At 61.4% G+C, this 24,618-nt stretch carries 21 protein-coding genes; 9 read left to right on the top strand and 12 right to left on the bottom strand.

Features of this window, described 5'->3' with window-relative positions; genetic code table 11:
- Positions 1-42: 42 nt before the first annotated feature.
- Together C7J97_RS00875 and C7J97_RS00870 are read right to left on the bottom strand one after the other, a co-directional pair.
- Positions 43-990 carry a transketolase family protein gene (locus C7J97_RS00875; protein WP_113991760.1) on the bottom strand — a complete coding sequence of 316 codons (948 nt, stop codon included), beginning with the start codon at positions 988-990 and terminating at the stop codon, positions 43-45.
- Position 991: 1 nt separating this feature from the next.
- A complete protein-coding gene (locus C7J97_RS00870; RefSeq protein ID WP_113991759.1) occupies positions 992-1,843 on the bottom strand; it encodes a transketolase in 852 nt (283 codons plus the stop codon).
- A gap of 14 nt (positions 1,844-1,857) precedes the next feature.
- Between C7J97_RS00870 and C7J97_RS14795 the strand changes: the two genes are divergently transcribed.
- From C7J97_RS14795 to pulA, 5 genes are all read left to right on the top strand, one after another.
- Positions 1,858-2,166, top strand: coding sequence for a hypothetical protein (locus C7J97_RS14795; protein ID WP_147232741.1), 309 nt, complete (start codon positions 1,858-1,860; stop codon positions 2,164-2,166).
- A gap of 87 nt (positions 2,167-2,253) precedes the next feature.
- Positions 2,254-2,790 (top strand): ECF transporter S component, encoded by a 537-nt coding sequence (locus C7J97_RS00865; RefSeq protein ID WP_113991758.1) that lies wholly within the window; start codon positions 2,254-2,256, stop codon positions 2,788-2,790.
- A gap of 201 nt (positions 2,791-2,991) precedes the next feature.
- Positions 2,992-3,720 (top strand): glucosamine-6-phosphate deaminase, encoded by a 729-nt coding sequence (gene nagB, locus C7J97_RS00860; protein ID WP_113991757.1) that lies wholly within the window; start codon positions 2,992-2,994, stop codon positions 3,718-3,720.
- A gap of 378 nt (positions 3,721-4,098) precedes the next feature.
- Positions 4,099-5,856: a tyrosine-protein phosphatase gene (locus C7J97_RS00855; RefSeq protein ID WP_113991756.1), complete on the top strand. Its 1,758-nt coding sequence runs from the start codon at positions 4,099-4,101 to the stop codon at positions 5,854-5,856.
- Positions 5,857-6,138: 282 nt separating this feature from the next.
- Positions 6,139-8,106 (top strand): type I pullulanase, encoded by a 1,968-nt coding sequence (gene pulA / locus C7J97_RS00850; RefSeq protein ID WP_113991755.1) that lies wholly within the window; start codon positions 6,139-6,141, stop codon positions 8,104-8,106.
- A gap of 357 nt (positions 8,107-8,463) precedes the next feature.
- On the opposite strand, the gene C7J97_RS00845 is transcribed toward pulA, so the two are convergent.
- Positions 8,464-9,846 (bottom strand): S1C family serine protease, encoded by a 1,383-nt coding sequence (locus C7J97_RS00845; protein ID WP_113991754.1) that lies wholly within the window; start codon positions 9,844-9,846, stop codon positions 8,464-8,466.
- 204 nt (positions 9,847-10,050) lie between these two features.
- On the opposite strand from C7J97_RS00845, the gene mnmM reads away from it, so the two are divergent.
- From mnmM to C7J97_RS00830, 3 genes are all read left to right on the top strand, one after another.
- Positions 10,051-10,917 (top strand): tRNA 5-(aminomethyl)-2-thiouridylate-methyltransferase MnmM, encoded by an 867-nt coding sequence (mnmM, locus tag C7J97_RS00840; RefSeq protein ID WP_242983403.1) that lies wholly within the window; start codon positions 10,051-10,053, stop codon positions 10,915-10,917.
- Positions 10,918-11,041: 124 nt separating this feature from the next.
- The gene (locus C7J97_RS00835; RefSeq protein ID WP_006735394.1) at positions 11,042-12,646 is read left to right on the top strand and encodes a peptide chain release factor 3; all 1,605 of its coding nucleotides are present in this window, start codon (positions 11,042-11,044) and stop codon (positions 12,644-12,646) included.
- A gap of 135 nt (positions 12,647-12,781) precedes the next feature.
- A complete protein-coding gene (locus tag C7J97_RS00830; protein WP_113991752.1) occupies positions 12,782-13,765 on the top strand; it encodes an aldo/keto reductase in 984 nt (327 codons plus the stop codon).
- A gap of 57 nt (positions 13,766-13,822) precedes the next feature.
- Here C7J97_RS00830 and C7J97_RS00825 read toward each other — a convergent pair whose 3' ends face one another.
- Both C7J97_RS00825 and C7J97_RS00820 read right to left on the bottom strand, forming a co-directional pair.
- Positions 13,823-14,509 carry a Crp/Fnr family transcriptional regulator gene (locus C7J97_RS00825; RefSeq protein WP_006735391.1) on the bottom strand — a complete coding sequence of 229 codons (687 nt, stop codon included), beginning with the start codon at positions 14,507-14,509 and terminating at the stop codon, positions 13,823-13,825.
- A 5-nt stretch (positions 14,510-14,514) separates the two neighbouring features.
- Positions 14,515-15,372 carry an NAD(P)/FAD-dependent oxidoreductase gene (locus C7J97_RS00820; protein ID WP_015537163.1) on the bottom strand — a complete coding sequence of 286 codons (858 nt, stop codon included), beginning with the start codon at positions 15,370-15,372 and terminating at the stop codon, positions 14,515-14,517.
- Positions 15,373-15,540: 168 nt separating this feature from the next.
- On the opposite strand from C7J97_RS00820, the gene C7J97_RS00815 reads away from it, so the two are divergent.
- Positions 15,541-16,548 carry an asparaginase gene (locus C7J97_RS00815; RefSeq protein ID WP_015537162.1) on the top strand — a complete coding sequence of 336 codons (1,008 nt, stop codon included), beginning with the start codon at positions 15,541-15,543 and terminating at the stop codon, positions 16,546-16,548.
- 8 nt (positions 16,549-16,556) lie between these two features.
- On the opposite strand, the gene C7J97_RS00810 is transcribed toward C7J97_RS00815, so the two are convergent.
- The 7 genes from C7J97_RS00810 to C7J97_RS00780 all read right to left on the bottom strand — a co-directional run bounded on the left by C7J97_RS00810 (position 16,557) and on the right by C7J97_RS00780 (position 24,045).
- Complete coding sequence (locus C7J97_RS00810; RefSeq protein ID WP_006735387.1) at positions 16,557-16,886, bottom strand: branched-chain amino acid transporter permease; 330 nt, start codon at positions 16,884-16,886, stop codon at positions 16,557-16,559.
- Entirely contained in the window at positions 16,883-17,626 is a 744-nt protein-coding gene (locus tag C7J97_RS00805; RefSeq protein WP_113991751.1) for an AzlC family ABC transporter permease, read from the bottom strand. The genes C7J97_RS00810 and C7J97_RS00805 overlap by 4 nt, the downstream gene beginning before the upstream one ends.
- 337 nt (positions 17,627-17,963) lie before the next feature.
- The gene (locus C7J97_RS00800) at positions 17,964-20,630 is read right to left on the bottom strand and encodes a bifunctional diguanylate cyclase/phosphodiesterase (RefSeq protein WP_113991750.1); all 2,667 of its coding nucleotides are present in this window, start codon (positions 20,628-20,630) and stop codon (positions 17,964-17,966) included.
- A 187-nt stretch (positions 20,631-20,817) separates the two neighbouring features.
- Entirely contained in the window at positions 20,818-21,903 is a 1,086-nt protein-coding gene (locus C7J97_RS00795) for a putative ABC transporter permease (protein WP_097785227.1), read from the bottom strand.
- A 15-nt stretch (positions 21,904-21,918) separates the two neighbouring features.
- Positions 21,919-22,098 carry a DUF6472 family protein gene (locus C7J97_RS00790; RefSeq protein WP_097785226.1) on the bottom strand — a complete coding sequence of 60 codons (180 nt, stop codon included), beginning with the start codon at positions 22,096-22,098 and terminating at the stop codon, positions 21,919-21,921.
- The gene (trmB, locus tag C7J97_RS00785; RefSeq protein ID WP_112121621.1) at positions 22,091-22,858 is read right to left on the bottom strand and encodes a tRNA (guanosine(46)-N7)-methyltransferase TrmB; all 768 of its coding nucleotides are present in this window, start codon (positions 22,856-22,858) and stop codon (positions 22,091-22,093) included. Before trmB ends, C7J97_RS00790 begins: the two co-directional genes overlap by 8 nt.
- Positions 22,855-24,045, bottom strand: a complete 1,191-nt coding sequence (locus C7J97_RS00780) for an alanyl-tRNA editing protein (protein WP_113991749.1) — start codon at positions 24,043-24,045, stop codon at positions 22,855-22,857. Before C7J97_RS00780 ends, trmB begins: the two co-directional genes overlap by 4 nt.
- Positions 24,046-24,618 lie beyond the last annotated feature (573 nt).

The raw sequence follows: 24,618 nt of genomic DNA, 5'->3' as shown, positions 1-24,618 counted from the left end.
CGGCGGCTTTAAAAATCGAATTCGTACTGCTGTAAAAAGCGCTTACTTGCCCAGCATCTCGTGGGCAGTCTTGCAGATGGTGGCAGCGTCCAGACCGAACTTCTTCAGCAGATCCCATGCAGGGCCGGAGCAGCCGAACACGTCCTGCACGCCCACGCGGCGCACGGGGGTGGGCAGCTTCTCGCTGAGGACGGCGCAGACAGCTTCGCCCAGACCGCCGATGACGTTGTGCTCCTCGGCGATGATGACCTTGCCGCACTCCTTTGCCGCCTTGATGACGATCTCCTCGTCCAGGGGCTTAATGGTGTGGATGTTGATGACCCGGGCGTGGATGCCCTCGGCAGCCAGCTGCTCGGCAGCCATGCGGGCTTCGTTGACCATCAGGCCGGTGGCGATGATGGCAATATCGTTGCCCTCGGTCAGCTGCTCGCCCTTGCCCAGCTCAAAGTGGTAGTTGGCTTCATCGTGGAACACCGGCACAGCCAGACGGCCGAAGCGCAGGTAGACGGGGCCTTCCATGGCGTAGGCGGCGCGCACAGCGGCGCGTGCTTCGATATCATCGGCGGGGCAGATGACGGTCATGCCGGGGATGCTGCGCATCAGGGCAAAGTCCTCGCAGCACTGGTGGGAAGCGCCGTCCTCGCCCACGGAGATGCCGCCGTGGGTAGCGCCGATCTTCACGTTCAGGTGAGGATAGCCCACAGAGTTGCGCACCTGCTCGAAGGCACGACCGGCTGCAAACATGGCAAAGCTGGAAACAAAGGGCACATAGCCCATAGCGGCCAGACCTGCTGCCACGCCTACCATGTTGCCCTCGGCGATGCCGCAGTCAAAGTGACGGTCCGGGTATGCCTTCTGGAACATCCCGGTCTTGGTAGCGGCGGCCAGATCGGCGTCCAGCACCACCAGATCATCGTGGCCTTCCGCGGCCAGCTCCTTCAGGGTGTTGCCGTAGCTGTCGCGGGTCGCGATCTTTTTCACGTCTGCCATCTCAGTTCTCCTCCTGTTCCAGCGCGGCATAGGCGGCGTTCAGCTCGTTCATGGCCACCTGATACTCTTCATCGTTGGGGCCCTTGCCGTGCCATGCAACGGAATTGGTCATATAGGAAACGCCGGTGCCCTTGACGGTATCCAGAATGATGCAGGTGGGCTTTTCGGTCTCGGCGTGGAAAGCCTGCACGGCGCTCTCGATCTGGTCAAAGTCGTGGCCGTTGATGGTGACCACGTTGAAGTTGAAGGCGCGGAGCTTATCTTCCAGCGGGGCGCTGTTCATGACCGTCTCGGTGGTGCCGTCGATCTGCAGATGGTTGCGGTCCAGCATCACGCACAGGTTAGAAAGGCCGTAGTGGGCGGCAAACATAAAGGCCTCCCAGCATTCGCCTTCTTCTACCTCGCCGTCGCCCAGAATGGCGTAAACGTTCACGGCAGAGCCGGCGTGCTTTGCGCCCAGCGCCATGCCGCAGGCGGCAGAGATGCCCTGACCCAGACTGCCGGTGGACATATCCACACCGGGCACACTGTTCATGTTGGGGTGGCCCTGCAGGCGGCTGCCGATCTTGCGCAGGGTCTTGAGCTCTTCCACCGGGAAGAAGCCCCGCTCTGCCAGCGCTGCGTACAGTGCCGGGGCGGCATGACCCTTGGACAGCACCAGACGGTCGCGGTTTGCCATCTTGGGCTGGGCAGGGTCTACGTTCAGTTCCTTAAAGTACAGATAAGACAGCACGTCTGCGATGCTCAGACTGCCGCCCGGATGACCACAGCCTGCACTGTGGGTCCCTTCGATCACGCCCATGCGGATGTGGCAGGCGTGCTTTTTCAGGGTAAGTTTTTCAGCATTTGTCATGATGGTCCTCCCGTATGAACCTCAGAATTCATGCGCTCAAAAAAGCCTCTCGTCAGCGCCCCGGCGTCAAGACTGCCGCAGCGCGCTTTTTTTCAATTTTATATTATCCATTCTGCGCAAAAAGGTCAAGCTTCTTCCAGCAAAATGTACAGCCCCGGGGAAATTTTTTTGCGAACAGGCCGATTTTTGTCTATTTTGCAGACATCCTGCCCCGCTTGACAGGGGCAAAATGGTTTGTTATACTTTTGACCATCGTTCCGGCAGGAAGCCGGGCACGGGCGGGCAGCAGCCTGCCGCTTATCCCAGCAAGCATATTTTTTTAAAACAGACGCCACGAAGGGGTCTGCCTTTGGCATGGAATGCCGGGGCAGGCTCCTTTTTATTTTGCGGCTGAAAATGGAGGGACCCTTATGAAAACCAAAAACACCAAAACCGTGCGGCAGCTGGTGCTGGCTGCCCTGTTTTTAGCGCTGGCCTTTGTGCTGCCCCTGCTCACCGGTCAGGTGCCCAAGGTGGGCAATATGCTCTGCCCGATGCACTTCCCGGTGCTGCTGTGCGGCTTTGTGCTGGGCGGCCCGTGGGGGCTGGCTGTGGGCTTTGCCGCCCCGCTGCTGCGCTCGGTGCTGTTCGGGATGCCGCCCATGTTCCCGGTGGCCATCTCCATGGCCTTTGAGCTGGCCACCTACGGGCTGGTGTCCGGGCTGCTGTGGCGCAGGGCAAAGCACAGCCTGCCCGCGCTGTACGCCGTGCTGCTGACCGCCATGGTGTCCGGGCGCATCGTATGGGGCATCGTGCGCTTTGTGCTGGCGGGGCTGACCGGCGGCAGCTTCCCCTTCAGCGCCTTTTTGTCCGGGGCACTGTTCACCGCCGTGCCGGGCATCGTGGCGCAGCTGGTGTTCATCCCGCTGCTGCTCACTGCTCTGCAAAAGGCCGGGTTTGCAGACTGACTCCCTGCGCACCCCCTTTGTGCAAAAGAACGATACTTCAACCGGTTTTTAAGGCACTTTTTCCAAAAGAAACGGAAAATCGGAAAAATTGTGCCGTTTTGTGGCTTTCCGTCGGCAAATGTGATAAACTTGGACTAGATGCGGGCGTGTGCCGCTGTGCGCCGCCCACAATGAGTAAATGAAGAAGAGAGGTCGTTTATCGTGAAGATCATTCGTACAAAGGACTACGCTGATATGTCCCGCAAGGCAGCAAACATCATTTCTGCGCAGGTCATCATGAAGCCCGACTGCGTGCTGGGTCTGGCTACCGGCGGCACCCCCGTGGGCACCTATGAGAAGCTGGTGGAGCGCTACAACGAGGGAGATCTGGATTTTTCTGAGGTCACCTCCGTCAATCTGGACGAGTACCGCGGCCTGCCCAAGGAGCACCCGGAAAGCTACTGGAGCTTTATGCACCGCAACCTGTTCGACCATGTGAACATCGACCCCGCCCATATCAACCTGCCGGACGGCACCAATCTGGATGCCGAGGCCGAGTGCAAGCGCTATGATGAGGTCATCCGCAGCGTGGGCGGCGTGGATCTGCAGCTGCTGGGCATCGGTCATGACGGTCACATCGGCTTCAACGAGCCCCACGACGCCTTTGATCTGGGCACCCACTGCGTGGATCTGGCCCAGGAGACCATCGAAGCCAACAAGCGCTTCTTTGACGGCAACGTGGATCTGGTGCCCAAGCAGGCTTACACCATGGGCATCCGCACCATCATGCAGGCACGCAAGGTGCTGATGGTGGTCAACGGCGCTGGCAAAGCCGAGATCGTCAAGAAGGCTTTCTTCGGCCCCGTCACCCCCGAGGTGCCCGCAAGCATTCTGCAGCTGCACCCGGACTTCATTCTGGTGGGCGATGAAGAAGCTCTGAGCCTGATCTGATCTTCCCTATTTAAACTTTGGAGCACCGGAACACCTGCGGGCGTTCCGGTGTTCCTTTTTTTGAAGGAGCACAACGGATAGCATCCTCGCCCTCTCCGTCTTTGCTTCGCAAATCCACCTCTCCCAAAGGGAGAGGCCTTGGCAAGGAGATGAAGTTTGCGTGGACTGCCAAAGGCTCTCCCTTTGAGGAAAGACTTCCCCCGCGCCGGGGGAAGATGTCGCGCAGCGACAAAAGGGGGAATCTGGCAAAGCCGACAGGCTTTGCCTGAGAGGGCGAGCCCGCTAAAGGCAATAACAAAAATACGCTGCCCTTCTCTTTACATTCCGCCGAAAAAGCGGTATTCTTTTTTCAAGAACAAACTTTCCCGGGAGGAGACCATGGATATCCGCCAGCTGCACTACTTTTTGACCCTGTGCGAAGAAATGAATTATACCCGCGCCGCACAGCGGCTGTTCCTGTCGCGGCAGGCGCTGCGCCAAAGCATCTCTGCGCTGGAAGCCGAGATGTGCGGGCCGCTGTTTATCAGTGCCCACCACAAGCTGGCGCTCACCGACCGGGGCATGAGCCTGCAGCGCCATGCCGCCCCGGTAGTGGAGCAGTTCCAGCAGATGCAGGCCGCGCTGCGGGCGGAGATCCAGTCTGCCCAGCCGGTACGCATCGGCATCAGCGTGGCGCTGGTACCGGACTATCTGCCCGGGCTGGAGACCCAGCTGGACAAGTTCCGGCAGCAGTACCCCCATGTGGAGATGCGGTTCCGTCTGCTGGACAACGACGCCGTGGCCGATGGGGTAGAGCAGGGCGAGCTGGACGCGGGTCTGGTCATCGACCTTGGTTGTGCCGCGCCGGTGCTGGCGCGCACCACCCTGCGGGCAGACCCCGCCTGCCTGCTGGTGCCCCGGGGACACCCCTTCTGGGAAAAAGAGCGCATCCCGCTGGCGGAGCTGCGCGGGCAGCGGGTGCTGCTGCCCAGCCTGCGGCAGGATCTGTTCAGCCCGCTGTGGGCGGCCTGCGCCCGGGCGGGCTTTGCACCCAACGCCGAGATCGGCCCCAGCTTTTATCAGGCCTACTATCTGGTGCAGGAGCAGCTGTGCACCTGCCTGACCCGCTACGAGCCCGGCGCCCGCCGGGAGCTGGACCGGGTGCGGGACGTGCTGCTGGAGGATATGCCCCCGCTGTGCGTCTCGCTGGTGCAGCGGCGGGATACCAGCTCTGCCTATATCGACCTGCTGCGCAGCTACCTGTTAGAGGTTCTGGGCAGCACCGCCAGCCTGCCGCCCCGCCGGGGACGGCCCGCAAAGCCCTTCTACACCGCGCCGGTGCTTTCCAGCGCCGCCGCCAAGGCTGCCCCGGAGCATCCCGTCCCGGGCACCCAGCTGCCCTTTGCGGGCGGCAACAACTTCCGGGAGCTGGGCGGCTACCATGCCGACGAAGGCAAAACCGTAAAGTGGGGACAGATCTACCGGGGTTTTCCCACCGGGCGGCTGACCACCGAAGCCGACCGCGCCCGGCTGGACGGGCTGGGGCTGCGGCTCATCCTTGACCTGCGCAGCGGCGCGGAAGCCGCAAAGCTGCCGGACTATGTGCCGGACGGCGCGCGACTGGTGCAGATCTGCGGCCTGCGGGACGCCACCGGGCAGGAGATCGATTTTTCTCCCAACGACATCCAGCGGCTGGTGCAGAGCGCCCCCGCCGGGATGAGCCTCACCCAGCTGATGTACCGGCAGATGCTCACCGGCAACAAGGCGTTCAAAGAGCTGTTCCGGGCGCTGGAAGCCGGCGAGACGCCCATCCTGTTCCACTGCACGGCGGGCAAGGACCGCACCGGCGTAGCCGCCATGCTGATCCTGCTGGCGCTGGGTGCTTCGGACGAGACCATCTGCGCGGATTATGCCCGCACCAACCTCTGCCGCGCCGCCGAGATCGAAAAGGCCATGGCTGACCATGCGGCGGAGATCGCCGCCGACCCGGCGCAAAAGCTGCGCTGGCAGACTTCCGCCGGGGTAGACCCGGAGATTGCGCCCTTTGTGCTGCGCACCATCCGGCAGGACTACGGCAGCGCCGAGAGCTATCTGGAAGCCGAATACGGCCTGACCCCCGCCCGCCTGATGCGGCTGCGGCGGATGTATCTGGAGTGAGCCGATTTTGAATGGCCTCCGCTTGCGCTCTGGCCATGTTCAGCGGAAAAATAATTTTAAATTTCGGGGTTCAGAAACGCCTGCGGGCGTTTCTGAACCCCATTTTCACGGGGAGGGGTCGTGACGGCAAACGGCAGCTGCCGCGCTGGTTTCCTGCGGAAACAGCCGCGCGGCGGGGGAAGCCTTCATGCGGAAAATTGATTTCCGTGGTAAACGTCGATTTCCTCTTGAAAAAGAGCCTGTTGTCCGATACACTGAATATAACGAATCTTTTAAGAAGGAATGAAGCTGACCATGGCTGCAAAAACGCCTGCCCAGTGGAAAACACTGTTTGAAAACGAGCCCTTCCACCGCGAAAACTATTATACCGGCCCCCTCGGCCCGGACTACACCCCCGGCGGCACCTGTCTGCGGCTGTGGGCCCCCACCGCCGAAGCAGTCACCGTGACCTTATACCACAAGGGAGACGGCGGTGCCGTGCTGGACACAAAGCCCCTTGTGCGCGGAGCGCAGGGGGTGTGGAGCGTCTGGCTGCCCGGGGAGCAGCACGGCCGCTACTACACCTTTGCCGTCACCGTGGACGGCGTCACCCGCGAGACCGGCGACCCCTACGCCCGGGCGGCGGGGGTGAACGGCGTCCGCAGCATGATCGTAGACCTTGCCCGCACCGCGCCCTCCGGGTGGGAGCGGGATGTGCGCCCCAATATCCCCCCGGCGCAGCGCGCCGTGTGGGAGGTGAGCGTGCGGGACTTCTCACAGGATGCCGCCAGCGGGGTGCGCCCGGCGTGGCGGGGCAAATATATGGCCTTTACCCAGCAGGGCACTACCCTGCACGGCGATGGCATCCACCCCACCTGCCTGAACTACCTCAAGCGGTTGGGGGTAAAATACGTCCAGCTGATGCCCATTTTTGATTTTGGCAGCGTGGACGAGGCAAAACCCCTGCTGCGGCAGTATAACTGGGGCTACGACCCCACCAACTTCAACGTACCGGAGGGCAGCTACTCCACCGACCCCACCCGGGGCGAGGTGCGCATCCGGGAGTGCCGGGAGATGATCGCCGCCCTCCATGCGGCGGGCATCGGGGTGGTGATGGACGTGGTGTATAACCACACCTACCGCACCGAAAATCCTCTGAACAGCACCGTGCCGTACTACTTTTTCCGGCAAAACCCGGACGGCAGCTTTTCCAACGGCAGCGGCTGCGGCAACGAGTTTGCCAGTGAGCGCCCCATGGCGCGGCGGTACCTCATCGACTCCATCCTCTACTGGGCAAAGGAGTACCACATCGACGGCTTCCGGTTCGACCTGATGGGCCTGTACGATGCCGAGAGCATCAACGCGGTGCGCACTGCGCTGGACAGCCTGCCCGGCGGGCGGGACATCCTGCTGTACGGCGAGCCGTGGCAGGGCGGTGCCAGCCAGCTGCACCGGTACGAGGCCAACAAGGCGAACCTTGCCATGCTCAACGAGCGGGTGGGCATCTTCTGCGATGACACCCGGGACGCCATCAAGGGCGGCTGCTTCGATGCCCGGGAGCCGGGCTATGTGGAGGGCAAGCCCGGCAGCTTCTGGGATATCGGCGGGGCGGTGGCGGCATGGTGCCGCAGCGACCATCTGCCGCCCCACGCGCCCAGCCAGATCGTGAGCTATGTTTCCGCCCACGACAACTTCACCCTGTGGGACAAGCTGCTCTGCGTCCGGTACGAAAAGCCGGAGTTCACCGCCCGGGACACTGTGGCGCTGGCACAGAACCGGCTGGCGGCGGGCATCTACCTGACCAGCTTCGGCCTGCCCTTCATGCAGGCGGGCGAGGAGTTCGCCCGCACCAAAAAGGGCGTGAGCAACAGCTACCGTTCTTCTCCCGCCCTGAACCGGCTGGACTGGAACCGCGCCGAGCAGTACCACGCCCTCGTGGACTACTACCGGGGGCTTCTGGCGCTGCGGGCAGCCTTTCCCCGGCTGGGCAGCACCGACCGTCACGCCCCGGAGGCTTTGCAGTTCTTTGCGTTGGAGCAGCCGCTGGTGGGCTGGACGCTGCCCGCCGTCTGGGGCGACGGCGCAGCGTGGAGCGCTTTGTGCGTCTTTTATAACCCCACCGATACCGCCTGCACCGTCTCCCTGCCCGCCGGGCAGTGGAAGCTGCTGAGCGACGGCACTTCTTCCAGCCTGTGGCGCGGCCAAAGCCGCATTTTTACCGGCAAAGCCGCCCTTGCGCCGTACAGCACCACTATTTTTGGTGCGGTGTAAGACGATTTGAATGCGCGGCGCTGTGGGTGTGCCCGCTCCCCCTTGGGGGAGCTGTCGCGCAGCGACTGAGGGGATTCAAATCGGCGGAGCCGGAAAAAACGGTTAAAAGATCTTCACGCCGAACAGGCGTGAATCTTCAGTTTTTTCCGGTGTAGCCCACTTCTTTGGGGTTAAAAGGGGCGAGCAGCCCCTTTTTCGTGGCTCCAGCGCGTCGAAATCGCTGGCACTTTTCTGGTTCTCTTTTGGTGTCAAAAGAGAACATCCCTCGGCAACAGCCTCTGCCCCCGCGGAGCGCGGTACAAACAAAAAAGCGAGAGCCTTCCGAAAAAACGGAGGACTCTCGCCTTTTTACTATTTTCAGTTATTCTCTGCGCCCTTTTCGCCAAGGGTGACGTTAACGGTCTGCATCTGGCCGCCGCGTGCGACGGTGATCTCGATGGTGTCACCGGCCTTGTGGTTCTGCATCAGGGTGCCAAGGTCGCTCTGGGTGGCCACCTCGCTGCCGTCTACGCTCACGATGCGGTCACCGGCCTGCAAGCCCGCCTTGTCGGCGGGGCCGCCCTTGACCACTTCCACGATGTAGACACCATAGGCGTTCACGCCCAGCTGGGCAGCGGTCTGGGCGTCGGTCACAGCATAGTAGCTGATGCCCAGATAGGGACGCCCGGTCACATAGCCGTTTTCCAGCAGCTCCTGCGCCACCTTGACGGCGTCATTTACCGGGATGGCAAAGCCCAGACCCTCGGCATCGCTGTCGGAGGACTTTGCATTGACGATGCCCACCAGCTCACCGTTCATGTTGAACAGGCCGCCGCCGGAGTTGCCGGGGCTGACGGAGGCATCCATCTGGATCAGGGACATGGTGTTGACAGAGCTGGAACCCTGAATGCTGACGCTGCGGTTCAGGGCGCTGACGATGCCGCTGGTCACGGTGCCGCCCAGCTCACCCAAGGGGTTGCCAACAGCCATGACGCTCTCGCCCACCTTCAGGTTGTCGCTGTCACCCACGGTGGCGGGGGTCAGGCCGGTAGCATCGACCTTCACCACGGCGATATCACTGGTGGTATCCTCGCCCACCAGCGTAGCGGGGTAATCCTTGTCGCCGATGCTCACGGTGATGTTGGAAGCGCCGCTCACCACATGGGCGCAGGTGAGGATATAGCCGTCCGAGCTGATGATGACGCCGCTGCCCGCGCCGCTCTCCACCTGACTCTGGCCGTACCACGACCACTGAGAGTAGACCACCTGCTCGGTGGTGATGACCACCACGCTGGGGCTGACCATCTCGGCTACCTGTGCGGTGCTCAGGCCGGTGCCGCTGGTGGCACTGATGGAATTGCCGGTGCTGTCGGTGCTGCTGTCAGAGCTGGCCGGGCGCTCCACCTGCTGGATGACCACCTTGCTGCCGCCGCCGTATTTTGCACCCACAAAGCCGCCTGCAAAGCCCATAGCTGCTGCCAGCACCAGCGCCACGGCGCTGCGTGCCAGTTTTCCGCCGTTGAACTTCTTCTTGCGGCGGGGCTTTTCCGGCTGCGCCGGGGCGCTGTACTGCGGCTGCTCCGGCGGGGTGGGCGGCACGCTGCCGCCATCTGCCGGGGCGGTATCGGCCGGACGCACAGGCTGTGCTTCCGGCTCGTTATACTGGTTTGCCGTATTCATGCCGCTGCTGCCCACGTTGGGGTAGCCGGTCTCGTTATTGGAAGCGGAATAATCGTATTCCCACTTGTTCTCGTTTTCCATGTTACTACATCCTTCCCTCAAAGGCCGGTCCGCAGGGACATCTGTTCCTTTGAACTGTCCCTATTGTAACTGTCAAATGTGAAAATGAATCGCTTGCGCCGTGAAGAATATGTGAAATGCGGTCCTGTTTTTCCGCCCTTGACAGCAGCGTTTCCGCTTGCTATTGTAAGGGAAGAACATTGGCCCGTCAAGGAGGAGCTTTTTATGGAACTGCACCGCACTGAGCAGGGGTTTGCCCTGTATAAAGAAAAGGACTGCATCGGAGAGTGCACCCTCTCTGCCGCCCCCAAGGGCGCACGGCTTGCCGCCCTGTGCATCCTGCCCCAGTGGCGGCGCAAGGGCTACGGCTCCTACCTGTTAAAAGAAGTATTGCGCAGCTTTGGCGGCTATGACCGGGAAGCTGCCACGGTTTTTACCGCCCCGCTGCCGGAAAACGCCGCCGAGCTTGCCTTCTGGGGCAAATTCGGCTTTGCCGCCGAGGGCGGGCAGCTGGTGCGCCGCCGCACCCCGGACCTGACGGCAGTAAAATTTGTGCAGGACTTTTTAGCCGCCCGGCTGGTGCACCCGCAGCTGTGTGTGGACGCCACCTGCGGCAACGGCGGCGACACCGCCTTTCTGTGCGGGCTGACCGCCCCCGCCGGGCGGGTGCTGGCCTTTGACGTGCAGCCCGAAGCCATCCGCTCCACCCGCACCCGGCTGGAACAGGCAAATGTGCCCGCCGAGCGGTACGAGCTCATCTGCGGCAGCCACGCCGACTTATTACAGTATGTGCAGCCCGGCACTGCCGATGCAGTCATGTTCAACTTTGGCTGGCTGCCGGGGGCGGACCACGGGGTATTCTCCACCGCGCAGAGCAGCATCCCCGCCTTGCAGGCGGCGCTGCAGGCGGTGCGCCCCGGCGGCATCGTGAGCGCCATCCTGTACAGCGGGGCGGTCATCGGCTCGGACGAAAAACAGGCGGTGCTGCGTTTTCTGCGCGCACTTCCACTGAAAAGTTTCACCGTTCTGGTGTGTGATTTTGCCAATTGGGCCGAAACTGCCCCTCTGCCCTGCCTGATCCTGAAAAAATAACGAAAACCCTTGCATTATCACGCGTTTTCGTATAGAATAAGGTGCGTATGTGTAAAAATGCTTCTTCCGGCATCGCGCAGCGATGCCGGAAGAAGTTCTATCCATTTCAGGAGAAATATCATCTATGACAAATCGTGAAGAGATCGAACGCCGCAGGACGTTCGCCATCATCAGCCACCCCGACGCAGGTAAGACCACCCTTACCGAAAAGCTGCTGCTGTACGGTGGAGCCATCAATCAGGCTGGTTCCGTCAAGGGCAAGCAGAGCGCCAAGCACGCCGTGTCCGACTGGATGGACATTGAAAAGCAGCGTGGTATCTCGGTCACCTCTTCGGTGCTGCAGTTCAACTATGCCGGCAAGTGCGTGAACATTCTGGATACCCCCGGCCATCAGGACTTCTCGGAGGATACCTACCGCACCCTGATGGCGGCAGACTCTGCCGTCATGGTCATCGACGCCGCAAAGGGCGTTGAGGCGCAGACCATCAAGCTGTTCAAGGTGTGCACCCTGCGCCATATCCCCATTTTTACCTTCATCAACAAGATGGACCGCGAAGCCCGCGACCCCTTTGAGCTGATGGAGAACATCGAGGAAATTCTGGGCATCAAGACCTACCCCATGAACTGGCCCATCGGCTGCGGCAAGGAGTTCAAGGGCGTGTTCGACCGCAACGCGCGCAAGGTGCTGGCTTTTTCCAGCGATGGCCGCGCCAACGGCGTGAAGAAGGTCAGCGAGACCGAGGCCGAGCTGGGCGACCCCGCACTGGACGAGCTGCTGACCCCCTACCTGCACCAGCAGCTGGTGGACGAGATCGAGCTGCTGGACGGCGCTGCCGAGGAGTTTGATCTGGACAAGGTGCTGCGCGGTGAGCTGAGCCCCGTGTTCTTCGGCTCTGCATTGACCAACTTCGGCGTGGAGCCCTTCCTTGAAAACTTCCTGCGGCTCACCTCTGCCCCGCTGGCCCGCGTGGACAGCCTGACCGGCGAGCCGGTGGACCCCTGCCGGGACGAGTTCTCCGCTTTCATCTTTAAAATTCAGGCCAACATGAACAAGGCCCACCGCGACCGTATTGCCTTTATGCGCATCTGCTCCGGCAAGTTCGAGCGCGGCATGGAAGCCTACCATGTGCAGGAGGGCAAGAACATCAAGCTGGCCACCGGCACCCAGCTGATGGCGCAGGACCGCGCCATCGTGGACGAGGCCTACGCCGGCGACATCATCGGCCTGTTCGACCCGGGCATCTTCTCCATCGGCGACACCCTGTGCACCGGCAAAAAGAAGGTCCAGTTCGCGGGCATCCCCACCTTCTCCCCGGAGCACTTTGCCCGCATTGAGCAGAAGGACACCATGAAGCGCAAGCAGTTCGTGAAGGGTATGGAGCAGATCGCGCAGGAAGGCGCCATCCAGATCTTCCGCGAAGTGGGCGGCGGCATGGAAGAAGTGGTGGTCGGCGTGGTCGGCGTGCTGCAGCTGGAAGTGCTGGAGTACCGCCTGAACACCGAGTACAACGTGGAGATCCGCATGCAGCAGCTGCCCTTTGAGCAGCTGCGCTGGGTGCAGAACGACCCCGACACCTACAATCTGCGGGATCTGGACCTGACCAGCGACACCAAGGCTGTGGAGGACATGAAGGGCAACCGTCTGCTGCTGTTCACCTCCGACTGGGCGGTGCGCTGGGCCGAGACCCACAACGAGAGCTTGCAGCTGAGCGAGTTCGGCAACATCTGATAAAAGAGCGCTGCGGAGTGCATCTGCGCTCCGCAGCCTTTTTTATATAGCAACCAAGAATACAACATAGAATGCCAGACATCAGAATGAGGGTTCCCATTGCGGGGAACACTGCTGGCACGGAGGGTAAAGTATATGCAGAATATCAACATTGGCAAAAGCGGCATCGCCGTGCCGTTTCTGGGCATGGGTACATGGGCCATCGGCGGCGGTGCATGGTGGGGCGATAACGACGACGCACTGTCCGTAAAGGCCATCCAGACCGCCGTGGAGCAGGGCATCCAGTGGATCGACACTGCACCCATCTACGGGCTGTACCACAGCGAGGAAGTGGTGGGCGAGGCCATGAAGCACATCGACCGCGACAAGGTGGTGCTTTCCACCAAGTGCGGCCTGGAGTGGCGGCACGAGACCCCCATCCTGCACAAGGTAGTGGACGGAGTGCAGGTGTACCGCGACCTCTCCGCCAAGAGCATCATCGAGGACGTGGAGGACAGCCTGCGCCGTCTGCACACCGACCATCTGGACGTGCTGTACACCCACTGGCAGAGCCCGGACTTCGGCGTGTACCCGCTGGAAGAGACCATGGAAGCCATGATGAAGCTGAAGGAGCAGGGCAAGATCCGCGCCATCGGTGCTTCCAACGTCACTTCCGACATCATCCGGGGCTACTGCCGCTACGGCCAGCTGGACGTCATTCAGGAAAAGTACAGCCTGCTGACCCGCCGCATTGAAAAGCAGCTGCTGCCCACCTGCAAGGAGCTGGGCGTTTCGGTACAGGCGTATTCCCCGCTGGAACAGGGGCTTCTGACCGGCAAGGTGACCATGGACACCACCTACCCGGAGGGCAGCACCCGCAACACGAACCCCTGCTTCCAGCCCACCCGCCGGGCACAGGCGCTGGAACTGCTGGCAAAGTGGGACGATCTGACCGAGAAGTACGACTGCACCATGGCGCAGCTGGTCATTGCCATGACCGCCCGCATGATCCCGGGGCTGCACGTTCTGTGCGGTGCCCGCAAGCCGGAGCAGGTACTGGACAACGCCGGTGCGCTGCACATCAAGCTGGACGGCGCCGACGCCGTCCGCATGAAGTGGGACGTGGACGCGATCTCCTGAGGATAAACCAAACAACACCGGAGCATCTTCGGACGCTCCGGTGTTGTTTTTTATCTCTTATTCTCCTCTTGCCAGCGCTTGCAGTTTTTTCTTATCCAGCACCTGCACGCCGCCGCGATACAGCCGCACCCAGCCCTCCTGCGCAAAATATTTGAGCATCCGGCTCACTACCTCGCGGGCAGAGCCCATGTACTTTGCCATCTGGTCATGGGTCATGCGGAGGTCCGCGCCGCCGGTCTTGGCAAGCTCGTCGGTCAGAAAGATCGCCAGCCGCCGGTCGGCACTCATGAACAGAATCTGCTGCATCGTCCACATGGTATCGGAAAAGCGCTCTGCCGTCATCTGGTAGGCGTAGCAGCGCACATAGACGTTTTCCTGCATCAGCTGCCGGAAGATGCCCGCGCTGATGCACAGCGCTTCGGTGTCCTCCTCCGCGTCGATGTAGAGGTCGATGTTCACCGCGTCCATCACGCAGGAGGCAGACAGGATGCACACCTCCCCGCCGAACAGGCGGTACAGCGTCACGTCCCTGCCGTCCTCGGACAGCAGATAGGAGCGCAATTGCCCGCTGCGCAGCAAAAGGATGCCCACACAGCTTTCCAGCGGGCTGTGCACCCGGGCGCCCTTGGCGTAGTGCACCGGGCGGGTAAAGCGGCACAGCCGCTCCTGTTCTTCCGGGGTCAGCTGCTCCCAGAACGGAAACGCACAGGCCAAGCACCGGGCGTGCGGAGATGCTTCTGCCATACGGTTCACCCCTTTCGCAGCGCCTTGGCGGCTTCCGTACCCGCCAGTGCGCCCTCGTAAACGGCCTTTGCCACCTGCAACAGCCCGCCGGTGCAGTCTCCGGCGGCGTACAGGCCGGGCACGGTAGTCTGCATTTTGTCGTCCACCACGATGCGGCTGCCCTCTACGGCAGCGCCCAGCTTCCGGGCCAGTGCGGTGCTGCCCGCCACGCCCAGCGCCACAAATACGCCGGATACTGCCCGCACCGCGCCGTCCGCCAGCTGCACGCCGGTGACGGTCTGCTCGCCCAGAATGGCCTCCACCTTTTGGGTGCAGACGCTCACCTCGGGCGGGAAGTCTGCGGTCAGGGCTGCGCCGTTCGTCAGCAGGGTGACGCTTTTTACCACCGGCAAAAGCGCCTGCACCTCATGCAGGGCGTACTCGCCGCTGCCCAGCACCGCCACATCCTTGCCGCGGTAGAAAAAGGCATCGCAGGCGGCGCACCAGCTTACGCCGTGGCCTTCCAGCCCGGTCAGCCCCGGGATGCGGGGCACCGCGCGGGAAGCGCCGGTGGCCAGAATGACCGCGTCTGCCGGGTACGCGCCCGCCAGCGTTTCCACGGTCAGACGGTCGGTCCATGTCAGCCCCACGGCCTCGGTCTGCACGAATTGCACCCCCAGCCGCCGGGCGTTCTCGATGCTGCGGCGTTCCAGCTCCGGCCCGGAGACCGGCTGGGCGAAGCCATAATAATTTTCGATTTTTTCGGCGCGTGCCAGCGCCCCGGAGCCCTTGGTCAGCACGGTGGTCTGCACCCCGGCGCGCACGGCATACAGGGCAGCGGACACCCCCGCCGGACCGGAACCTACGATGACGATGTTGGACATGGTGTTGCTCCTTTGCATGGTTCTTTTGCCCTTATTATACACCAAAGCCGCGCAGATTTCTGTGACCGGGTCGCAAAAACTTTTTGGGCGGCGGGCACTGTTCAAGCTCCGGGGCGTGTGCTATACTGTTGTCATGTTAAAATTTCTGCCACAGGGGGCTTTTGCTTTATGTCCAAACAACGTCTGCTTTTCATCACCACCGGCGGCACCATTGCCAGCGTGCGCACCCAGCAGGGGCTGAAGCCCGTGCTTTCCAGCGAGGAGCTGCTTGCGCATCTGCCGGAATTGAAGGAGCTGTGCTGCCCGGAAACGCTGGCGCTGTGCAGCATCGACAGTACCGACCTCGGACAGGAGCACTGGCTCATGATGGCACGCGCCATTCAGGAAAACTACGCCCTGTACGATGGCTTTATCATCTGCCACGGCACGGATACGCTGGCGTACTCTGCGGCGGCGCTCTCTTATCTCATCCAGAACGCGGATAAGCCCATCATCCTCACCGGCGCGCAGCAGCCCATCTCCAACGAGATCACGGATGCCAAGAAAAACCTGCGGGACAGTGTGGTCTGCGCCATCGACCCGGGCAGCCGGGGCGTGATGGTGGTGTTTGGCGGGCACGTCATCGCGGGCACCCGCGCCAAGAAGAACAAGACCATCAGCTACGACGCCTTTGCCTCGGTCAACTTCCCGGAGCTGGCGCTGGTGCAGGGCGACCGGCTGGTGCGGTACATCCCCTCGCCGTGGCCCACCGGCCCGGTGGAGTTCAGCCGCACGCTGGACAGCCGGGTGTTCCTGCTCAAGCTGACCCCGGGCATGTCCCCGGCACTCATCCCGGAGATCTTCCACCTGTACGACTGCGTCATCGTGGAAAGTTTCGGCGTGGGCGGCATCCCGCAGCAGCTGATGGACGCCTTTGCCGCCGGGCTGGGCGATTACGAGACCACCCACAAAGTGCTCATCATGACCACGCAGGTCACCTACGAGGGCAGCGACGTGGGCGTGTACGAAGTGGGCAAGCGGGTGCGCAACCGTTTCCGCTTTTTAGAGGCCCACGATATGACCATCGAGGCGGTGGTGACCAAAAGTATGTGGCTGCTGGCGCAGAACTGTGAAAGCTTTGACCAGCTGCAGCAGCGGTTCTACCGTCAGGTGAACTTTGACACCTTCTATCACTGAGCCATTTTTCAGAACACCAGCTGCACCAGCAGTACATAACATAACGTGCCCCCGGCCACGCTGAGCAGGGTCTGGTGCTTCCACTTGTGCAGCGCAATGGTGGCCAGCAGCGCAAGCGCTTCCGGGATGCCGTGACTGCCGGAGAACGGGGTGACCCCCTTCAGGCAATAGACGATGAGCATCCCGAAGATGGCGGCGGGCAGCACCCGCCCCAGATACCGCACCACCTCCGGCGGCTGCTGCTCCTTGCTGGAAAAGATCAGAAACGGCAAAAAACGGGTAAGCATGGTGGCGGCGGTGCACACCGCAATGGTAAGCCCCATCTGAACTGCCGTCATTCCTCTACCTCCCCGGCTGCTTTTTCCATCGGACGGCGCAAGGCCAGCAGCAGCACCAGAATGCCGCCCATGGACGGCAGCAGAAAGCTGCCGGAGCCAAATACCATCAAGCACACCAGCGGCACGGCAAGCCCGATCAGGGCACTGCCGTGCTGCTGATCTTTTTCCCACTGGTTCAGGAAGATGACCGTGAACATTGCGGTCATGACAAAATCCACGCCCTCGGTGCTGAAGGGCAGCACCGTGCCCAGCGCAGCCCCAAGCCCGGCGCTGCCCACCCAGTAAAGCTGATCCAGCAGGGTGATGAAGAACATGAACCAGCCCTTGTCCACCCCTTCCGGCGGCGTTGCCGAGCAGGTGATGGAAAAGGTCTCGTCGCTCATGGCAAAGATCATGTAAAAGCTGCGCCAGCCGTAGCCCTTGTAGCGCTCCAGCATGGCAAGGCCGTAGAACAGGTGCCGCGCCTGGATCATCAGCGCCATCAGAAAGGCCGACAGCGGCGAGAACGCGCCCAGCAGCAGGCTTGCCAGCACGAATTCCAGCGAGCCGCCGTACACGACAGTGCCCATGAGCATGGGCATCCACACCGGCAGCCCCAAGGACTGCACATAGATGCCGTAGCCCAGCCCCAGCACAAAATAACCTGCCAGCACCGGGATGGTCTGCGGAAAAGCCGCCCGCAGCGCCCGCAGGCAGGGGTGCGGCAGGGTGGGGGAAACGGTTCGGGACAGATGCTGCATAAAAAAGCTCCTTGCTTTGCGGGAACAGCGGGCGGCCGCCCATATACCCACATAGATTGTATGGAATAAGTAATTTCTATTATAGCACATCCCTGCGCATTTGCAAGACGGCGGACTGCGCCCTCTCAGTCAAAGCCTACGGCTTTGCCAGCTCTCCCAAAGGGAGAGCCAAGAGCACTGCCGGAAGCTTTCTCATTTCACCTAATACTTTAGCAACGAACGTGATGGCTTGGCTCCCCCTTCGGGGGAGCTGGCGCGGGAGCGCCTGAGAGGGCGCACGCTAAAGAAAAGCAGCCAGACCGGGCGGTCTGGCTGCTTTTCTGCTTATAAAAATATTTTACTCTACCTCTTCATCCGCGAAGATCCACAGCACCTCGTTGATGTGGGAGCCGCTGCGGGAGTAGGGGGTCACACGGATGCAGAAGCTGCGGCCATCCGTCTTGCGGTAGCGATGCTCCAGCAGGTTGCTGCTGAACACGGTGCTGCGCACAAGGCCGAAATCGAACAACTTTGCAAAGTTTTCTCTGTCCTCGGGCGCTACCAGCTTGTCGCGGTAGTTGGTCAACGCAGCGCGGAAAGAGCCGCCGCAGGTGTCCAGAACGGACTGGAAGTCGTCCGGCACAATAACGGGGCGCACGGTGTCCTCCTGCAAGTCCACCACGATTACTGTCTTGTATTTGGGGGCAAGCACCTTTAAAAAGTGTTCGGCATCCCGCTTTTCCTGCAGGGTGCGCTCCATCTTTTCGTTCAGGCCTTCCAGCTGGCGGGCGCGGCCGTTGTGGTCGTAGTAAGCCTGCCGGTCCTGCCGCATGGCAGCCTCAGCCTTGGCCACAGCTTCGTCCAGATGGCGCAGGTCGGCGGTCTGCTGGATGCCTACGGAAATAACATAGTCCTTTTCCTTCAAAAAGGCGCGCATCCGGTCCGCAGTGCTCCACACGCTGTAAGGCGGCTCGTTGGGGGTCAGGATGACAAATTCATCGCTGCCGATGCGGTACACCCGGCTGGTGGCAAAGAACTTGCGGGCGGCATTTGCCAGACAGCACAGCAGGGTGTCGCCGCTGCGGTGACCCAGATGCTCGTTTACCTCGTGCATCCCCACCACATCAATGTAGGTGCACACCACGGATTCGTACCCGCTGTTGGGCAGCTCCCGCAGGTCGGCTTCGTACCGGCTGCGGTTGGCAAGGCCGGTCAGGGTATCGTGGCTGTAAGAGAAGTCCAGCTCCTCGCTGAGCTGGTCGGCCTGTGCGTCGTTGCGCACCAGCACGGTCGCCCACGGGTTCTGGGCGCAGCAGCCCCGGCAGGGCAGCACCTCTGTGGTGACCCAGATATACTGGCCGGACACGTTCTCGCGGTAGCGGTAGAACTCCGGCGCAGTGGCGTGGTACAGCACAGAGCGCAAGGCCTCCAGATCGGTCTGCTCCAAGAACAGGTCTGCGTCCTCCTCGTGCACGATCTTCTCGTTCACCAGACGGTCGCAGTAGTTGACAAAATCTTCTTCTTTTTCCAGATCCGGATCCAGCAGGCGGGCGTCCCGCTTGATCACCCGGTACGCACCGGTGGCAAGGTTCAGCAGCGCGATCACCAGCACGTTATCGGTAAAGATCTGGTAGGCCTGCAAGGCCAGCGCAGTCTTTTCGGTGCCCGGGTTCTCCACCCGGCGGTCACGGCGCATCAGGTCGCGGCGCAGATCCCAGTAATCCTGATTGGTGGGATCTGCCAGCAGTTTTTCGGCGTTTTCCACCGGCATGGGCTTGAAGAAGTAGTAGCCCTGCGAGTACAGGCAGTCTGCCGCCTGCAGCATGGACACCTGCTCCGGGGTCTCCACACCCTCGGCGATGATGGGCAGGTTCAGCCGGTGTGCCATATCCACCACCGACTCCACGATCTGCACGCCCTTGCTGCGGTTCTCCTGATTCATGTCGATGAGCTTCATGTCCAGCTTGATGGCATCGACGTTGGTATCCTTGAGCATATTCAGCGAGGAATACCCGCTGCCGAAGTCGTCCATCATCACCGCAAAGCCCTTGCGGTGCAGGCCCTGAATGGCGTTTTCCACCATCTGGGTGTCCTCGGCCACCATGGTCTCGGTGATCTCAGCCAGCAGGAGTTTGGGCTCCAGCTTATATTTTTCCACCAGATCTGCAAAGATCTGCGGCACATCCAGATTGAGGATATCCTGCACCGAAACGTTCACCGACACCGGCACAAGGTTGCTGCCGCTCTCCTGCCACTTCTGCAGGGTCTGGCAGACGGATTCCCAGATGTACTGGTCCAACCTTGTCACAAGGCCGGTGCGCTCCAGCAGCGGCATGAACTCGGCAGGGGGAACACAGCCCCGGGTGGGATGGTTCCAGCGCACCAGTGCCTCCATGCCCACGATGGCGCGGGTGATGCTGTTACACTTGGGCTGCAAAAAGAAGCAGAATTCGTGGTTGTCCAGTGCGTGCTCCAGCTCGCCCAGCAGCTGCTGCTGTTCTTTCAGCTCGTTGAGCATGGTGGGCTCAAAGCGGTGCAGGTAGCCGCTGTCGGTCGTCACACCGGCGATCTGCGCGTAGTTGCACAGGGTGGCGGCATCTGCACCGGGGTTTGCCTGCACAGGGCACACGCCCATTACCATAAAGAAGGTGACATCCTGCCTTCCGGCAGCCATGCAGGCCTGCAGCGTAGCAAGCACAGCAGTCTGCTCGGCCTTTTCGTCCGGCAGGCACAGGAAAAAGTCATCGTTTCCAAAATAGCCCACAGGATAGCCGGTCTGCCTGCTGTAACCCAGCAGACAGTTTGCCACAGTTTCCAGCAGAGCATCGCCCTTTTCGGTGCCGTAAAGCTCGTTATAAAGTTTGAAGTGCTGGATATCCACAGCGGCAACAGCCCATTCTGTTCCCTGATGCGCGGTCAGGAATGTATGCAGGGCCTGTAAAAATGCGTCCTTGCGGTCGATCCGCTCCAACGCAGCAGATGCCGGTGCGGCGGCATCTGTTTTGGTCTTTCGTTCCTCTGACATAACGATTCCTCACAATTTGGATAGTTTCAATACGGATAAGCCGATTGCGGTCGGTTTGTATACTTTATAATCAGTATAACACGGTTTAAGTCGTTTTGAAATAGTTTTTTCACACTTTTTAACAACATTATTCGAGCGAAGTGCAACAAAAATGCCACACACAGCAGCGCCGGTGTGGCATTCGGGGTCATTTGGTATTCTTGTTGTCGTCCTTGTTTTCCTGTTCGGCGCGGTGCAGCATCTCCCGCAATGTGGGCAGACTGCGCAGCTTGCTGCCGTGCCGGAGCTTCGGGTAGGCACGCAGCATACGGCGCGGGCCCACGATGCGGGGGGTGCGCAGCAGCTGCGCCTGCATTTCCTCGCTGCGGGCTTGCAGCTCTGCGGCCAGCTGTTCCAATTGCAGCAGCTCGGCGGCGCGCTCGGCAGTGCCCTTGGCAGCAAGGCGGGCGGCGTTGGCAGCTTCGGCAGCGTTCAGGCGGGCGTCCTCGCTGGCGCGGCGGGCAGCCTCGGTAGCCTCAGCGGCCTTGGCGCGGATGGCAGCCATGGTCTCACGGGCAGAGGGGCGCTTTCCGGCAGCATCCCGCGCTTCGGCGGCGGCAAGCTTGAATTGCAGCCGTCCCTCGTCCAGCTTCTTGTCGGCGTTCAGAGTGGTGGTGCCCAGCAGCTGGGTCATGGCATCGCTGACGGCGTGGATACTGTCGCCCAGCTGCTCCATGGTGTCCAGCGTATCGGCCAGCGCAGAAGCAGCAATGGCGGTAGCCACCACGTCCGCCGCGTACACGGCGTACAAAAAGCACATGAGGATAACCCCCACAAAGGGCGGGATCAGGTCTACAAGGTCAGCCACCACCGGGTGCACGATACGCATGACCACCAGCGTGCCCACGCCCCACAGCAGGCAGAATTCCAGACAGATATAGCCCCCGATATTAAAGGGAAAATCGCTGTAATCCCACCAGCGGGTGTGGTAGATCTTATACAGTGCCCAGCCGCCCACCAGTTCCAGCGCACTGGGCAGGATGACGCCGCCTATATACAGCAGCAGGATGCTGTGCTGCAAGGGCGTAAGGGCAAACAGCACGATGATCATGCCAAAGCCGTAGATGGGGCAGACCGGGCCGTTGAGGAAGCCCCGGTTCACCAGCTGACCGGTGGTGGCGGCGGCATAGATGACCTCCAGACACCAGCCTATGCAGGAATAGATCAGGAAATAGGCCAGAATATGGTACAGCGAAAAGCCGCATACCACGGTATCGGTAAGAAAGCTTACCATAGGCACCTCCGTTCTTCAGTTCTGTTTGGATACGATCTTATATTCGTCCCCCGGCTCAAAAAAGGGACAGGCAGCGGTATTATGCGCAAGATAGCGTGCCATCTCGTCCTCGTCCAGCGCAGCGCCCTGCGCACAGTAGTAGCTGCCGTATTCGTCCTGAACATTATTCAGGCACAGCTCACAGGGGTCAGACATTTTCTTCGCCTTCCTGTGCGGCGGCTTCGGCAGCGGCAGCTTCGCGTGCCATCCGCTTGAGCACCTTGGGGTCTACCCATGTCACGCTGTCGGCACCGGGCTTTTTGCGGGCAATGAGCGCTTTGATCTTGATGCCCATTTCGGTGAACATGCCCTCGTGCTCGGTGCGGATGTTCCATTCCGGCTCGTTCTCGTGGAGGTCGTAGGTGATCCACTCGATGTCGTAGCCGGAAGCGGGGAAGTACTCCACGCTGTCCCGGAACAGATCATCGTCGTCGGTCTTGAAGTAGATCTCACCGCCGTCCTTCAGAAACTCGCGGTAGGCGATCAGCTGGCGCGGGTAGGTAAGGCGGTGCTTGTGGGAGGAGTCGTTCTTGCTCCACGGGTTGCAGAAGTTGATATAGATGCGGCTGACCTCATCCTCCGGGGTGATGACGCCCTTGATGCGCTCGATATCGGTGCTCATGATCTTCACGTTGTCGATGGGGCGCCCCGCTGCCTGATAGGCGGCTTCGATCTTGCGCTTGGCAAGGATAAGCACCTTGTCAGTGATGTCGATGCCCAGATAGTTGTTTTCCGGGTGGGCACAGGCCAGCTGAGAGATGAAGCCGCCCTTGCCGCAGCCCAACTCCAGAATAAAGGGCTGCTCCGGGCGGGCATACTGGCCGTGCCACTTGCCGCCCCAGATGAGGGGTTCGTGCACATGGAAATCCGCGGCCATCAGTTCGTCGTGGGCATAGGGTTTGAAACGCATTCTCATAGTTTGTTGTTCTCCTTCAAAAATCTCTCCACCTGCTCCGGGGTGGCGGCACAGCTGCCCTGACAGATGCCGGGCTTGCCGCCGCCGCGTCCGTTCAGGGCGGCATTCAGTGCTTTGGTCAGGGCGCGCACATCGCCGTCCCGCCGGGCAAGGCAGTAACCGGTGCCCTTTTCGGTGGGGGTCAGAGCGGCGCACAGGCCGGTGGTGGCCTCGGTCAGACGGACAGCCAGCCGATGCAGCCCGTCCGGGTCCAGTCCCGGCAGGGTGCGGATGGCGTCCGCATCGGGCGCGGTCAGCTGCGCAAGGGCGTCAAACAGCTGGCTGCACAGTCCGAAGTGTGTAAACTTGAGTGCAGTATACTCGTCGTAGACCCGGTGCACCGCCACAGCGGTCTGGTCGGCCTTGGCAGAAAGCAGCGCGCCGATCTCCGCCTGCCGGGCGCGCATGGCCTGCGCCGCCGCCAGCGCACGGGCACCGCACACCACGCTCAGCCGCACACCGCCCTTGTAGTTCTCGCTGGCAAGGATCTTGATCTGCCCCACCTGACCGGTGGTGCGGGTGTGGGTACCGCAGCAGGCGCAGACGTCCGCGCCCGGGATGGTCACGATGCGCACCTGCCCCTCGATCTCTTTTTTAGAGCGGTAAACAAGGGCGGCAAGCTCCTCCCGGGTGGGGTAGCTGATGAGCACCGGCACATCCTGCCACACGATGCGGTTGGCGGCAAGCTCTGCCTGCCGCAGCCCCTCGGGGCTGATGGGCACACTGGTGTCCATGCGCACGGCCTCGGTGCCCACATGGAAGCCCACATTCTCCGCCCCGAACATCTGGTGCAGGATGCCGGAGAGGATATGCTCGCCGGTGTGCTGCTGCATCTTATCGAACCGCCAGTCCCAGTCGATGCAGCCGGCAACGGCTGCGCCGGGCGCGGCGGCAGCGGGCAGGGCATCCACCGTATGCCAGATGACGCCCGCCTGCTCGTGGACGTCCAGCACCCGCAGCACCGTGCCGTCCGGCAGGGTCAGAGTGCCCCGGTCGGCGGGCTGACCGCCGCCCTCCGGGTAGAACACCGTGCCGTCCAGCGCAATGCGCCCGCCGCCGGTCTTTTCGTCCGGCTCTGCGGCAAGGATGACGCCTTCGCATTCGGTGCGGAAAGCGTCCTGCTCAAAATATTTTTCTGTGCGCTGCATCGCGCGAGTACCTCCTGTAAAATAGAACGATTGAAAATGCCCTCCGCTTGCGCTCTGGGCATATTCAGCGGAAAATTATTTTTTATTTCGCGTTTGTCGCGCTCTGCGGAGCGCTCCAAACGCTATTTTCACGGAGAGGGGTCGTAACCCCAAACTGCATTTGCAGCGCCGCTTTCTACGAAAGCGCGGCGCTGCGGGCGAGCGCTTGCTCCCCCGAGAGGGCCGACTTCCCCCGGCCGGGGGAAGATGTCACCGCAGGTGACAAAAAGGGGAATCTGTCGCGCAGCGACTGAGGGGCTTTTAATGGAGAAGCGAAAAAAGCGTTAAAGCGATAGCGCCGACTGGCGCAGCGCTAGCTTTTTTGTGCTTCGACTTCTTCTTTAGGATTGTTAAGGGCGTGTAGCCCTTGACCCGTTGCGGGGTGGGTGGAGTCCAGAGGTAGGGAGGGGGGAGTCGGAACCCCCCTCCCTACCTCTGGCCCAGCGGAGCGTCTTTGCACGCTGAAAGCAGGCAGGAACTTTCCGGTCAAACCACAAACTTTCCAACCATGCCAAAGGCGCCCCCTTGGGGGAG

The organism is Faecalibacterium prausnitzii (genome assembly GCF_003324185.1).
Lineage (GTDB): Bacteria > Bacillota > Clostridia > Oscillospirales > Ruminococcaceae > Faecalibacterium > Faecalibacterium prausnitzii.
This window is presented reverse-complemented; position numbering and strand designations above follow the sequence as displayed.

What these genes read in the sequence shown, in the direction of transcription:
- C7J97_RS00875 (WP_113991760.1), bottom strand. Translation starts at nt 990, where the DNA reads ATGGCAGACGTGAAAAAGATCGCGACCCGCGACAGCTACGGCAACACC.
- C7J97_RS00870 (WP_113991759.1), bottom strand. Translation starts at nt 1,843, where the DNA reads ATGACAAATGCTGAAAAACTTACCCTGAAAAAGCACGCCTGCCACATC.
- C7J97_RS14795 (WP_147232741.1), top strand. Translation starts at nt 1,858, where the DNA reads ATGAACCTCAGAATTCATGCGCTCAAAAAAGCCTCTCGTCAGCGCCCC.
- C7J97_RS00865 (WP_113991758.1), top strand. Translation starts at nt 2,254, where the DNA reads ATGAAAACCAAAAACACCAAAACCGTGCGGCAGCTGGTGCTGGCTGCC.
- C7J97_RS00855 (WP_113991756.1), top strand. Translation starts at nt 4,099, where the DNA reads ATGGATATCCGCCAGCTGCACTACTTTTTGACCCTGTGCGAAGAAATG.
- pulA (WP_113991755.1), top strand. Translation starts at nt 6,139, where the DNA reads ATGAAGCTGACCATGGCTGCAAAAACGCCTGCCCAGTGGAAAACACTG.
- C7J97_RS00845 (WP_113991754.1), bottom strand. Translation starts at nt 9,846, where the DNA reads ATGGAAAACGAGAACAAGTGGGAATACGATTATTCCGCTTCCAATAAC.
- mnmM (WP_242983403.1), top strand. Translation starts at nt 10,051, where the DNA reads ATGGAACTGCACCGCACTGAGCAGGGGTTTGCCCTGTATAAAGAAAAG.
- C7J97_RS00835 (WP_006735394.1), top strand. Translation starts at nt 11,042, where the DNA reads ATGACAAATCGTGAAGAGATCGAACGCCGCAGGACGTTCGCCATCATC.
- C7J97_RS00830 (WP_113991752.1), top strand. Translation starts at nt 12,782, where the DNA reads ATGCAGAATATCAACATTGGCAAAAGCGGCATCGCCGTGCCGTTTCTG.
- C7J97_RS00825 (WP_006735391.1), bottom strand. Translation starts at nt 14,509, where the DNA reads ATGGCAGAAGCATCTCCGCACGCCCGGTGCTTGGCCTGTGCGTTTCCG.
- C7J97_RS00820 (WP_015537163.1), bottom strand. Translation starts at nt 15,372, where the DNA reads ATGTCCAACATCGTCATCGTAGGTTCCGGTCCGGCGGGGGTGTCCGCT.
- C7J97_RS00815 (WP_015537162.1), top strand. Translation starts at nt 15,541, where the DNA reads ATGTCCAAACAACGTCTGCTTTTCATCACCACCGGCGGCACCATTGCC.
- C7J97_RS00810 (WP_006735387.1), bottom strand. Translation starts at nt 16,886, where the DNA reads ATGACGGCAGTTCAGATGGGGCTTACCATTGCGGTGTGCACCGCCGCC.
- C7J97_RS00805 (WP_113991751.1), bottom strand. Translation starts at nt 17,626, where the DNA reads ATGCAGCATCTGTCCCGAACCGTTTCCCCCACCCTGCCGCACCCCTGC.
- C7J97_RS00800 (WP_113991750.1), bottom strand. Translation starts at nt 20,630, where the DNA reads ATGTCAGAGGAACGAAAGACCAAAACAGATGCCGCCGCACCGGCATCT.
- C7J97_RS00795 (WP_097785227.1), bottom strand. Translation starts at nt 21,903, where the DNA reads ATGGTAAGCTTTCTTACCGATACCGTGGTATGCGGCTTTTCGCTGTAC.
- C7J97_RS00790 (WP_097785226.1), bottom strand. Translation starts at nt 22,098, where the DNA reads ATGTCTGACCCCTGTGAGCTGTGCCTGAATAATGTTCAGGACGAATAC.
- trmB (WP_112121621.1), bottom strand. Translation starts at nt 22,858, where the DNA reads ATGAGAATGCGTTTCAAACCCTATGCCCACGACGAACTGATGGCCGCG.
- C7J97_RS00780 (WP_113991749.1), bottom strand. Translation starts at nt 24,045, where the DNA reads ATGCAGCGCACAGAAAAATATTTTGAGCAGGACGCTTTCCGCACCGAA.